The sequence below is a fragment of the Streptococcus equinus genome (assembly GCF_900101445.1).
GTDB classification, from domain to species: domain Bacteria; phylum Bacillota; class Bacilli; order Lactobacillales; family Streptococcaceae; genus Streptococcus; species Streptococcus equinus_B.
Map to the genome: position 1 here is coordinate 98,760 of NZ_FNKE01000002.1, position 11,487 is coordinate 110,246.

Consider the following 11,487-nt stretch of genomic DNA (forward strand, 5'->3'; position numbering starts at 1 on the left):
TCTTTTAAAAAGTTTGCTCTTTTAAAATAAAAGACTAGACTTATCAAAATACCTGTGATATACTTTTTGTAAAGATGTTGGGGAGTGAAAACATCTTTAGCTAATATTTATATTCAAAAAGGGAGAATGCCCATGTCAAAAGCATTAATTATTTGTGTTGCTGGAATGTCATCATCACTTATGGCTCAAAAAACAACAGAATTCTTCAAAAATCAAGGTAAAGATATTACTGTTGAAGCGATTAGCTCTAACGAAGGTGAGCGCGTGATTACGGATGCTACTTATGATTTGTATCTTGTTAGCCCTCAAGCAACTATGTACTACAACCAATTTGCGACTGCTGGTGAAAAATCAGGACGACCAGTCGTTAAAGTGCCACCACAAGCTTATGTTCCAATTCCAATGGGAGTTGAAAAAATGGCTAACTTAATTTTAGAAAGCATTTAATGAGGGATTGCAAGATATGACAGAAGAAGAATTACAACTTGCCGCTTTTGAGATTATTTTACACAGTGGAACAGCTAGAACTTACGTTCATGAAGCTTTTGATGCCATGAAAGAAAGTAAGTTTGAAGTGGTGGAAGAAAAATTAGCTGCTGCTGACGAAGAATTATTACAGGCTCACCATGCCCAAACAGATTTGCTACAGAAATATGCAAGCGGTACCGAAATTAAAATTGAGATTATTATGGTGCATGCTCAGGATCATTTGATGACGACAATGACTTTAAAAGAAGTTGCCATTGAGATGATGGGAATGTATCAAAGATTTGCACTTAAATAAATGAAATCAGATGAGCGAGTGAAAAACTCGCTCTTTTTTCATCATAAAAGAAGCTCCCTTCCTTGGTTAGAGGAAGGGAGCTTTTTGTTTGAATTAATAAAAGGATAGAAGTTTTGATTACCGAGGATGGGTGATAATCATAAGTACTAATTTTTAATTGGAGGATTGAAATATGGGATTAGGAGGGATTAATCGTTAAAACCATTATCGATAGTGACTTGTTTGAACCATTCACCTGATTTTTTAATGGTTTTGATTTGAGTGTGGATGTTATTTGAGATGAATCCGTAGCGGTTACGGTAAGCATTCATCCAAGACCAGCAGTCAATAGGTGTCCAAAGATGGTAACCAAAGCAATTTGACCCTTCTTGGATACCACGGTGAAGGCAAGCAAGGTGTTCTTTGATGAAATCAATACGGTAGTCATCTTGGACTTGCCCCTTCTCATCCATGAAGCGTTCCTCGCGAGAGACACCCATGCCATTTTCAGAGACGAACCAAGGAATATTATTGTAGTTATCGCGGATGTTAATGGTGATATCATAAATGGCTTCTGGGTAAATTTCCCAGCCTTTATCAATATTCATGCGACGTCCTGGCATATTGTATTCGTCGTAGTAACGATTTGGCATCCAATCACCGACAGAGTTTGGTGCAATGTCTGGTGCTTTGACACGATTTGGGTGGTAGAAGTTAACCCCTAAGAAATCAACGGTATTATTTTTGAAGATTTCAGCATCTTCAGGTTGGGTTTGCCAGATGACACCGTCTTTTTTAAGAACTTCTTCAAGTTCTTCTGGGAAATGTCCCTTGATAGCTGGTTCAAGGAACATTTTGTTATTCCAAAGTTCAGCAAAGTGTGCTGCTGCTTGGTCGTCGTAAGAATCAGAAGCGGCGTATGTAGGTGTCAAGTTTAAAACAGTACCGATACGACCGCCATCTTTATCCAAACCAAGTTCTCTGAACTTAGCGATGGCTTTTGCAGATGCAATATTCAAGTTATAAGCGACTTGGACAGCTTTTTTGCCGTCGACTAATTTTGGATAGTGGAATTGGTAAAGGTATTCACCATCAACGACCACCATCGGTTCATTGTGAGTGGTCCAATCTTTGACACGGTCACCAAATGCTTTGAAAGCTTGCTCAGCAAAGCCTACATAAAGGTCAACCACATGACGTGATTCCCAACCACCATATTTATGATAAAGTTCGACTGGTAAGTCGAAGTGGTGTAGGTTCATGATTGGACGAATACCATTTTCGATAAAGCAATCAATGACTTTATTGTAGAAGTCTACTGCATCTTGGTTGACAGTGTTTTTTTCAAGGTCATCGATCAAACGTGTCCATTGAATAGAAGTACGGACACTATTTAAACCGACTTTCTTCATCAAAGCAATATCTTCTTTATAGCTATTGTAAAAGTTAGAGGCTGTGTCTGGTCCAACTTGGTTATAAAAAGCTTCAGGTTCAATTTCATACCAATAGTCAAACATATTAGCATGTTTCTTATTGAAACGTCCTTCACTTTGAGGTCCAGATGTTGCAGCTCCCCACCAGAAATCTTCTGGAAATGTGTAAGTTGCCATAGGATTCTCCTTAATAAGTTTTGGTTTTACAAGTACAATTATACACTTTTAAAATCAAAAGACAATATTTTTATACAAAAAGACTAGACTTTTACAAAAAATAAGTTATAATGATAATGTAAAAACAAATAAATGGAAAGAGGAGTATTTATGAACAAGTTTCTAGATGCTATCAGTGACAAACTTTTGCCTTTGGCAAACAAGCTCGCTTCAAATCGTTATTTATCGATTTTGCGTGACGCCTTCATGCTTGCCTTCCCCTTGACTATGTTCGGGTCAATTGTCGTGGTTATTTGTAACCTTCCTTTTTTAAACGATGGTACGAAAGCGCTTTTAAACGACCTGCTTGGTAGTGGTCAAAGTGCTACCATGTCGATTATGACAGTCTTCGTTACTTTTGGTATTGGTTATTATCTTTCTAAATCTTACGATGTTGAGGGAATTTTCGGGGGTGCTATTTCATTTGCAAGTTTCCTTATTTTGACACCGTTTTTCACAACAAGTGATGGTGGCGAAAAAGTTTCAAGTGTTTTGAGCCTTGATCGCCTTGGTGCAAAAGGAATGTTTCTTGGGATGATTGTCGCTTTTCTTGCTGCTGAAATTTACAGCCGCACGAGCAAAAAAGGATGGCAAATTAAAATGCCCGACAGTGTACCACCTGCAGTTGCTAAGTCTTTTGCGGCTTTGATTCCAGCTATTTTGACACTTTCATTCTTTACAGCGATTAATGCTGTTGTGACAGTTGGTTTCAAAACAAATCTTCACGATGTGATTTATAACGTTATTCAAGTTCCGCTTGTCGGTCTTGGAAGTAGTATCTGGGCAACTTTGGTTGCAATCTTCTTTATTCAATTCCTGTGGTTCTTTGGTCTACATGGGCAAATTCTTGTGAACTCAGTCATGGACCCTGTTTGGAATACATTGATGTTTGAAAACTTGGAAGCTTACAAGGCAGGTGAACACCTTCCTCACATTATCTCAAAACCTTTCATGGAAACATTCACTGTTGGTCTTGGTGGTTCAGGGATGACGCTTGCAGTTGTTATTATCATGGCCTTTATCATGAAGAAAAAACAATATCGTGATGTTGGTCGTTTGGCACTTGGTGCTGGTATCTTTAACGTTAATGAGCCAGTAATCTTTGGTTTGCCAATCGTTTTGAATGCTACAATTCTTATTCCATGGGTTATTTCACCAATTATTGTCACAGCCCTTAACTATTTTGTGATGTCAATTGGTCTTGTTCCTGCACCAACAGGGGTTTCAGTTCCTTGGACAGTACCTGTCTTCTTTAGTGGAATGATTGCGACAAACTCACTTGCTGGTGGACTTCTTCAAATTGTGGACTGCTTGATTGTTGGCTGTATTTGGCTACCATTCTTGCACATGCTGGACAAACAACCTGAATCTGCGCTATAATATGACTATAGTTTAAAATTATTAGTCTATACAAGTAGAGTAGGAGCGATCTATGTCAAAATATGAAGAGATTGCAGGGATTATTCGAGCTAGAATTTCAGATGGAACGTATCCGATTGATTCCATGTTGCCGATTCAGTCTGATTTGGCAAAGGAATTTGGCGTTAGTCGAATGACGGTGAAAAAAGCTATTGAGATGTTAACTATCGAAGGCTTGGTCATTTCAAAACAGGGAAATGGGACCAAGGTTTTGAATTCTTCATTTTGGGACAAAGAGGATTCAAAATTTCGATTGAACAACTACAATGGTTTAAGCCACGATATGAAGGATGACCCTCGACAATTAACGAGTCAAATTATTGAGTTTACGGTTGAATTTCCCGATGCGGAAATTGCCGAACGACTTCAAGTGGAAGAATCAACGCCAGTTTATAAGATTATTCGATTACGTCTCTTAGATGGTGAGCCGTATGCGCTTGAGCATACTTACATGGCTTGCGATTTAGTTCCAGGTCTGGATGATAGTATTTTATTAGCATCCGTTTATGATTACCTTTGGAATACTTTGGAACTTAAATTTGCGGGGTCTTATCGTCATATTACAGCTGAAAAGCCTGACCATTATGACAAAGATTACCTTGCTTGCAAGGATGATGACCCGATTTTGCAAGTTGAGCAAGTGGTTTATTTGGAAAATGGTAGACCAATTGAGTATTCACGTACGCGAAATCGTTACGATATCCGCGGGTATTCATTGCTAGATGTTAAAAATAGTTAAGAGTCGATAAGGTAACGGTTAAGTCTGGAGAAAAGTCTCCAGGCTTAACTGCTGAACGGGGAAATCCCCCGAAAGAAAGGACAAATTATGGCAGAACCATTATTTTTAAAAGCACAAATGCACGATAAAATTTGGGGTGGGACTAAGCTTCGTGATGAGTTTGGTTACGATATTCCAACAGAAACGACTGGCGAATACTGGGCAATCTCAGCTCACCCAAATGGTGTATCAATTGTGGATAATGGGACTTATAAAGGACAAGGCTTAGATAAACTTTACCGTGACCACAAAGAGCTTTTTGGTAATCCAAAATCTGAAGTCTTTCCATTGTTAACTAAAATTTTGGATGCCAACGATTGGCTTAGTGTTCAAGTTCACCCAGATGATGCTTACGCTCTTGAGCATGAAGGGGAGCTTGGTAAGACAGAATGCTGGTATGTCATTGCAGCGGATGAAGATTCTGAGATTATTTACGGTCATAATGCTAAATCTAAAGAAGAACTTGCCAAGATGATTGAAGCAGGTGATTGGGATAATTTGTTGACAAAAGTTCCAGTCAAAGCAGGTGATTTCTTCTACGTACCAAGCGGCACAATGCACGCCATTGGTAAAGGCATTTTGATTTTGGAAACACAACAATCAAGTGATACAACTTATCGCGTCTACGATTTTGACCGTCGAGATGCTGCTGGAAATCTCCGTGATCTTCATATCAAACAATCAATTGATGTCTTAACCATTGGTGAACCAGCTAACAGCACCCCTGTGACTCTCGGTGTGAATAACTTGACTTCAAGCCTTTTGGTGTCAAATGAATTCTTTGCGGTTTATAAATGGATGGTGTCAGGTGAAGTTGCTTTTAGTCAAACAGCTCCATATCTTTTGGTCAGTGTTTTGTCTGGTCAAGGTAGCTTAACTGTTGATAACTGTGTTTATAACGTGAAAAAAGGTGACCATTTTATTCTTCCAAATGATGTGAAAACTTGGAAATTTGATGGCGACCTAGAAATCATTGCTAGTCACCCAAATGAAAACTAATTATAAGTAGACATAAACAAAAAGGAATCCGAAAATTTCGGATTCCTTTTTTATTTATTTTTCAACTTCAAGGTCGTACAAACGCCCTGCTTTTTCGTAGCGCGTGAAGCGTGCGAGTTTATTATTGTCATCAACGAAGACGACGCGTGGCTTGTGCGTTTTAGCTTCTTCAGGTGTGAAGTCAGCGTATGACATGATGATGACGTGGTCACCGACATTGACGAGTTTTGCTGCGGCACCGTTAAGGCAAATCTCACCTTTCCCTGGTTCGCCAGCGATGATGTAGGTTTCAAGGCGGCTGCCGGTCTCCACATCAGCAATCTGTACTTTTTCGTATTCCACCATACCAGCTAGTTCAAAAAGTTCTGGGTCGACGGTGATACTACCAACATAATCCACCTCAGCACCCGTTACGACAGCGCGGTGAATTTTTGATTTTAACATTTGAATGTGCACGATTTTTTTCTCCCTTACTCGTAGATGTGATTGTCAATTAAGCGTGTCTTGCCAATGTAAACCGCAATGGCATTGAGGACAGGACGGTCGATTTCGCTAACGGGTTCTAGAGTTTTCCAGTCCACAAATTCGACATAATCAATCTTTGCTAGCGGTTCTTTTTCAATAAAAGCAGTCATAGCTTCTTTTAATTTGCTAGTGTCTTTTTCGCCATCAGAAATCATCTTTTCAGCAAGAGCCAAACTTTGTGAAAGAACAAGAGCAGCTTTTCGTTCGTCAGCTGAAAGGTAAGTATTACGGGAACTTTTAGCAAGTCCGTCAGCCTCACGAACGATTGGGCAACCAACGATTTCAAGGTTGAAATTCAAATCTTCAACCATGTGTTTGATGACAGCCAGTTGTTGCGCATCTTTTTGACCAAAGTAGGCTTTATTTGGTTCCACAATGTTGAAGAGTTTTCCAACGACGGTACAAACTCCACGAAAATGAATTGGGCGTGTTTTCCCGCAAAGTCCCTTCGTCAACGTTGACATGTCAATGAAACTTGAAAAAGTAGGAGAGTACATGTCGCTAGGTTCTGGATTGAAAATCAGGCTAGCGCCTGCGGCTTCACAGAGTTTGGCATCTTGTTCCAAATCACGTGGGTAGCTTTCAAGGTCTTCAGTCGGAGCAAATTGAATTGGATTGACAAAAACGCTGACAACAACGTGGTCATTTTCAGAAACAGCTTTGTCAATCAAACTCTTATGCCCTTCGTGAAGGTAGCCCATTGTGGGAACAAGTCCGATAGTTTTTCCATCTGCTTTCCAAGCTTGAACAGCTTTTCGAACGTCTTCAACGGTGTGAACGATTTTCATGTAATGTCATGCCTCTTTTCTAATTAATAGAGCTTTTCAATAATACTGTCATCAATATGATATTCATTATCAGGTGTTGGGAATTTCTGAGCGTCAACATCTTCGATATAGTTTTTGACAGCGTCGGAGATGAGCTCGCCGATGTTGGCATAGCGTTTGACGAATTTTGGTGTGAAATCAGAGAATAACCCCAACAAATCAGCGTAAACTAACACTTGTCCATCGGTTTGATTGCCAGCGCCAATCCCAATGGTTGGAATATCTAGCTGTTTGGTTACAAGTTGGGCGAGTTTAGCTGGGATAGCTTCAAGAACCACGGCAAAAGCACCAGCTTCTTGAACAGCTTTGGCATCTTCTAGAAGTTGTTTGGCAGCAGCTTCGGTTTTGGCTTGAACTTTGAAACCGCCGAAGGCATTGATGTGTTGTGGGGTTAAACCAAGGTGAGCACAAACTGGAATCCCAGCCTCCACCATTGCCTTGATTTGTGGACAGACACTTTTACCACCTTCTAATTTGACGGCTTGGCAATGAGTCTCCTTCATCAAGCGCCCAGCATTTTCCACAGCTTTTTCAACTGATACTTGATAAGACATAAAAGGCATATCAACGATAACCAGAGCGTTTTTAGCCCCTCTGCAGACTGCTTTGCCATGATGAATCATATCTTCCATGGTTACTGAAATAGTGTCATCGTAGCCTAGCATGACGTTGCCAAGAGAATCACCAACAAGAATGCTGTTGACACCAGTGCTATCGATTAATTTTGCTGTTGAGTAGTCGTAGGCGGTTAACATGGTTAACTTTTTACCGTCTGCTTTAGCTTTTTGAAAGCTCAATACGGTATTTTTCATGAGAGTCTCCTTTCACCAAAAGCCACAAAAACTTTTAGAATAAAACATGTCTAGCTAACATTATATCAAATATTCAGAAAATTTTAAATTGTAGGTCAAAAATAAGTAGTGAGAAAGCATTGCTATTAACATAAAAGAGCCTGAAGCGTAGTTCAGACTCTGAGTGTGAAATGATTAGTCAAAAATACTGCAAGATTTTGAGGTGTTTTTGATACCATTTGTGTCATTGATAATGGCGTTACCTTGCTCAGTCAATTGTGTACCAGCCCAATCTTGGACCATGTCGAGATAAGCAAGTTCACTGCTATTTCCTTTCCAAGACCAGCCAAGATACCCAACACCTTTTGCTTGAGAGTAGCTCATGATTGTCTTGTAATCGATTGGACCATTTGTGTGTTTAATACCAAATTCACCGATACATAACGGTGCCCCAACGGCTAGTGATGAATCAATATTAGTTTGAACAGCACCGTAAGCTCCAGCGTATTCGTACATGTGGATTGAGAAAATAAGGTTGTGCTCTGAATCGGATTGGACGACACTTTGGCCAGCATCTGCGATTGATTTTGGATATTGTCCCCAGCCTGCGCAGTCAACCATGATGGTATTTTTGATACCAACGTTACGAAGTTTGGGGATAACTTGTTGATAACCTGCTGCCCAGTTTGAACTATCCCAAGCTCCGCCCCATTCATTGGCGATGTTTAAGATGACATGGTCTTCGTTTCCAATGAGAGCATCTTTCATTTCTATCCAGTAATTAGCGGCATTTTCCAAATCTTGAATGTTATCTGAACCAGTAGCGTCGTGTGCTTCGACGATAGCAATCAAGTGGTTGTCTTTACAAAGTTTGATAAGTTTTTGAATTTCTGCTAGTGAAGTTTTGCTGTATTGCTGCCCGTCTCCCATAACGATACGAATACAGTTGGCTCCAGTTTTTGCAATAGCAGGAATGGCAGTGTCTTCCTGACCTTTATACCAAGCATAAGGGTAGTTAATACCGCGCATGATAAATGGATTGCCTTTGGCATCATAGAGAGTTGTTCCATTTGTGTGAAAGCCACTGGTTGTGGTTACTGGATTAGGGTTGGGATGATCTTCACCTACTTTGGTAAATTCCCATTTTTGATTAGTCCCATTAGTATCAGACCATTGTTGGACGTTAGCACCTGCATTAGTTGCGCCACGAGCGACGTCGAGTACTTTTCCGCTAACAGCAGAGACTAACTTGTAAGAACCGTCGCCGTTATCAACAATTTTCCACTTTTGACAAGTCCCGTTAGTATCGTCCCATTGCTGCACATTAGCGCCATCATATGTTGCAGCAGAAGCAACATCGAGTACTTTTCCACTATTTACAGATACCAATTTATAATAGCCGTCGCCAGTATCAAGGACTGTCCATTTTTGATTAGTCCCGTCAGTGTCGTCCCACTGTTGGACGTTAGCGCCCGCATTAGTTGCACCACGAGCGACATCAAGAACTTTCCCACTGTGCTTTGCTGTGATTTTGTAAGTATTTCCTGAAATAATCGCATCAGCTTTTACCTCATGAGCTGCTACAATACCAGAAAGTAATGTTAGTGCCGTTAAAGATCCAATGAGTGTTTTTTTCATTAGTTTTCTCCCCCTAAAAAGTTTTAGGCCCTTATGTTTTGAATATAACTTTTTTCCGCGGTAAATAAAGCAATTGTATACAAATAATCAAAAAAAGTTTCAGGAAGCGCATCCAAAAAAAGTATAACATAATTCTTTATAAAAGTATATACTTTTATAAAATAAAATGATAAAATGAAGCTGTCAAAAGAAGGAGGAGGTGAATAGCTTATTAATTGACAAATTTATTATCCGATAATTAAAGAATTTTATTAGTTAACCATAAAAATCAGAGCAACTTTTAAAATCTCCTGGGCTGTTTTGGTTTTTTTATGGTTACATTTTATGGGAAAAAGTATCATTTACAACAAATTATCAATTAACATTTGGAACTTTAGCTCTTCTAGTTTAAAATATAGATAATAATATGCATTAGTTTATATATTAGATTTAGAGGAGAAGCAATGGAAAAATATAACCTTATTGCAAATGATGTGCGTAAGAAAATTTTAGAAGGTGTTTATCAACCGAATGAACAGCTGCCTTTTGAAAAAGATTTTTGTCGCACGTACAAGGTTAGTAAGATGACGGTCAAAAAAGCCTTAGATATTCTCGTTACAGAAGGTTTGATTTACAAACGTCGTGGAGCAGGGACTTTTGTCATGGACCTGTCAGTTGAAAAAATGGAGAAAATGTTGATGGATATCCAAATGATGGGGACAACAGCATTTTATCCAGATAAAAAAATTACAAGTCGCGTGATTGATTTTACGGTTGTGAAAGCAGACGCGGAAATTGCAGAAAAACTAAAAATTAAGGAAACAAGCTTTGTTTATAAAATTCATCGTGTCCGCTTAGTTGATGATAAACCAACGGTTATCGAAGAAACTTATATGCCAATCGATTTGATTACAGGTTTGAAAATTGAGCATGTGGAAAATTCGATTTACGATTACATTGAAAATGACCTTGGTTTAAAAATTCAATCAGGCCACCGTACTATTACTGTTCGTCGTGCGACGGATGAGGAAGCTGATTACTTGTCACTTGAAAAAGGTGACCCAGTAGCAGTAGCTGTTCAAACGGGGTATTTAACAAATGGTGCTGCGTTTGAATACTCAATTAGTACACATCGTTATGATGAATTTTCATTGGAGATTGTTTTAACACACCACTAGCGGTGATTTTTGCTAGGTAGAAATGGAGAAGAAAATGAATTTAGTCGTGTTTGATATTGGTGGAACTTCTGTGAAATATGGTCGCTACCAAGACAGTGCCATTGATAAAAAAGGTTCCTTTCCAACTCCCAAAACATGGGAAGAAATGAAAGAAAACTTGCATCGTGTCTTCACAGAATTAGCGGATGCTGATACCAAAGGAGTTGCTATCTCTAGCCCTGGTGCTGTGGATACTGAAGAAGGTGTGATTAAAGGCTTTAGTGCTATCCCATACATTCATCATTTCAAGATTATTGATGAATTGGAAGCAATGTTTGGCCTACCTGTGACCATCGAAAATGATGCTAACTGTGCTGGCCTTGCTGAAAGTCAATTTGGCATCGGAAAAGACAGTAAAAAATCAATTTACTTCATCCTTGGAACAGGTATCGGTGGTGCGGTTTGCCTTGATGGTAAATTGTACAAAGGAAGTAGCCTTTACGGTGGTGAATTTGGTTTCATGATTATCAAAGACGGCATTACGCTTAGTAACCTAGCTAGTCCTGTTGCTGTGGCTAAAAAATACGCTAAGGAACATGGCTTGACTGATTTTACTGGCAAAGATTTATTTGATTTGGCAGATGCTGGCAATAGCGATGCGAAGGCTGCCTTGTCAGAAATGTATGATGTCATTGCTATCGGTATTTTCAACTGCCTTGTCAGCATTAATCCTGATTTGGTTGGTATTGGTGGCGGTATTTCTGCGCGTGAAGATTTGGTGCCAGAACTTGAAAAACGTCTGCAAAAATTGGTTGAAAAAACTGATGCTCACGGATTAGAATACCAAGTAAAAACTTGCCAATTCCGAAACGATGCCAATCTTTTAGGAGCCGTTTCTAATTTCTTAAATAGCAAATAACAGTTTAAGGCTTGATGAATTTTCAAGCCTCTTTTTTATTTAG

At 39.3% G+C, this 11,487-nt stretch carries 12 protein-coding genes; 7 read left to right on the forward strand and 5 right to left on the reverse strand.

Features of this window, described 5'->3' with window-relative positions:
• Nucleotides 1-132: 132 nt before the first annotated feature.
• Nucleotides 133-447, forward strand: a complete 315-nt coding sequence (locus BLR83_RS08055; protein WP_074561193.1) for a PTS cellobiose transporter subunit IIB — start codon at nucleotides 133-135, stop codon at nucleotides 445-447.
• 16 nt (nucleotides 448-463) lie between these two features.
• Nucleotides 464-784 (forward strand): PTS cellobiose transporter subunit IIA, encoded by a 321-nt coding sequence (locus BLR83_RS08060; RefSeq protein ID WP_014334244.1) that lies wholly within the window; start codon nucleotides 464-466, stop codon nucleotides 782-784.
• Nucleotides 785-972: 188 nt separating this feature from the next.
• On the opposite strand, the gene BLR83_RS08065 is transcribed toward BLR83_RS08060, so the two are convergent.
• A complete protein-coding gene (locus BLR83_RS08065) occupies nucleotides 973-2,373 on the reverse strand; it encodes a glycoside hydrolase family 1 protein (RefSeq protein WP_074561194.1) in 1,401 nt (466 codons plus the stop codon).
• Between the two features lie 150 nt (nucleotides 2,374-2,523).
• Here BLR83_RS08065 and celB point away from each other — a divergent pair, with 150 nt between their 5' ends.
• From celB to manA, 3 genes are all read left to right on the forward strand, one after another.
• On the forward strand, nucleotides 2,524-3,792 hold the full coding sequence (celB, locus tag BLR83_RS08070) for a PTS cellobiose transporter subunit IIC (RefSeq protein ID WP_074561195.1): 1,269 nt from the start codon (nucleotides 2,524-2,526) through the stop codon (nucleotides 3,790-3,792).
• A 52-nt stretch (nucleotides 3,793-3,844) separates the two neighbouring features.
• Nucleotides 3,845-4,570 (forward strand): GntR family transcriptional regulator, encoded by a 726-nt coding sequence (locus BLR83_RS08075; protein ID WP_074561196.1) that lies wholly within the window; start codon nucleotides 3,845-3,847, stop codon nucleotides 4,568-4,570.
• Between the two features lie 87 nt (nucleotides 4,571-4,657).
• Entirely contained in the window at nucleotides 4,658-5,608 is a 951-nt protein-coding gene (manA, locus tag BLR83_RS08080) for a mannose-6-phosphate isomerase, class I (protein ID WP_074561197.1), read from the forward strand.
• 54 nt (nucleotides 5,609-5,662) lie between these two features.
• On the opposite strand, the gene panD is transcribed toward manA, so the two are convergent.
• From panD to BLR83_RS08100, 4 genes are all read right to left on the reverse strand, one after another.
• Complete coding sequence (gene panD, locus BLR83_RS08085) at nucleotides 5,663-6,064, reverse strand: aspartate 1-decarboxylase (RefSeq protein ID WP_074561198.1); 402 nt, start codon at nucleotides 6,062-6,064, stop codon at nucleotides 5,663-5,665.
• Nucleotides 6,065-6,078: 14 nt separating this feature from the next.
• A complete protein-coding gene (panC, locus tag BLR83_RS08090; protein ID WP_074561199.1) occupies nucleotides 6,079-6,921 on the reverse strand; it encodes a pantoate--beta-alanine ligase in 843 nt (280 codons plus the stop codon).
• A gap of 23 nt (nucleotides 6,922-6,944) precedes the next feature.
• Nucleotides 6,945-7,772: a 3-methyl-2-oxobutanoate hydroxymethyltransferase gene (gene panB / locus BLR83_RS08095; RefSeq protein ID WP_074561200.1), complete on the reverse strand. Its 828-nt coding sequence runs from the start codon at nucleotides 7,770-7,772 to the stop codon at nucleotides 6,945-6,947.
• 174 nt (nucleotides 7,773-7,946) lie between these two features.
• On the reverse strand, nucleotides 7,947-9,389 hold the full coding sequence (locus BLR83_RS08100; protein WP_074561201.1) for an RICIN domain-containing protein: 1,443 nt from the start codon (nucleotides 9,387-9,389) through the stop codon (nucleotides 7,947-7,949).
• A gap of 443 nt (nucleotides 9,390-9,832) precedes the next feature.
• Between BLR83_RS08100 and BLR83_RS08105 the strand changes: the two genes are divergently transcribed.
• Together BLR83_RS08105 and BLR83_RS08110 are read left to right on the forward strand one after the other, a co-directional pair.
• A complete protein-coding gene (locus tag BLR83_RS08105; protein ID WP_074561202.1) occupies nucleotides 9,833-10,546 on the forward strand; it encodes a GntR family transcriptional regulator in 714 nt (237 codons plus the stop codon).
• A 34-nt stretch (nucleotides 10,547-10,580) separates the two neighbouring features.
• Nucleotides 10,581-11,444, forward strand: coding sequence for an ROK family protein (locus tag BLR83_RS08110; protein ID WP_074561203.1), 864 nt, complete (start codon nucleotides 10,581-10,583; stop codon nucleotides 11,442-11,444).
• Nucleotides 11,445-11,487 lie beyond the last annotated feature (43 nt).

What these genes read in the sequence shown, in the direction of transcription:
- BLR83_RS08055 (WP_074561193.1), top strand. Translation starts at nt 133, where the DNA reads ATGTCAAAAGCATTAATTATTTGTGTTGCTGGAATGTCATCATCACTT.
- BLR83_RS08060 (WP_014334244.1), top strand. Translation starts at nt 464, where the DNA reads ATGACAGAAGAAGAATTACAACTTGCCGCTTTTGAGATTATTTTACAC.
- BLR83_RS08065 (WP_074561194.1), bottom strand. Translation starts at nt 2,373, where the DNA reads ATGGCAACTTACACATTTCCAGAAGATTTCTGGTGGGGAGCTGCAACA.
- celB (WP_074561195.1), top strand. Translation starts at nt 2,524, where the DNA reads ATGAACAAGTTTCTAGATGCTATCAGTGACAAACTTTTGCCTTTGGCA.
- BLR83_RS08075 (WP_074561196.1), top strand. Translation starts at nt 3,845, where the DNA reads ATGTCAAAATATGAAGAGATTGCAGGGATTATTCGAGCTAGAATTTCA.
- manA (WP_074561197.1), top strand. Translation starts at nt 4,658, where the DNA reads ATGGCAGAACCATTATTTTTAAAAGCACAAATGCACGATAAAATTTGG.
- panC (WP_074561199.1), bottom strand. Translation starts at nt 6,921, where the DNA reads ATGAAAATCGTTCACACCGTTGAAGACGTTCGAAAAGCTGTTCAAGCT.
- panB (WP_074561200.1), bottom strand. Translation starts at nt 7,772, where the DNA reads ATGAAAAATACCGTATTGAGCTTTCAAAAAGCTAAAGCAGACGGTAAA.
- BLR83_RS08100 (WP_074561201.1), bottom strand. Translation starts at nt 9,389, where the DNA reads ATGAAAAAAACACTCATTGGATCTTTAACGGCACTAACATTACTTTCT.
- BLR83_RS08105 (WP_074561202.1), top strand. Translation starts at nt 9,833, where the DNA reads ATGGAAAAATATAACCTTATTGCAAATGATGTGCGTAAGAAAATTTTA.
- BLR83_RS08110 (WP_074561203.1), top strand. Translation starts at nt 10,581, where the DNA reads ATGAATTTAGTCGTGTTTGATATTGGTGGAACTTCTGTGAAATATGGT.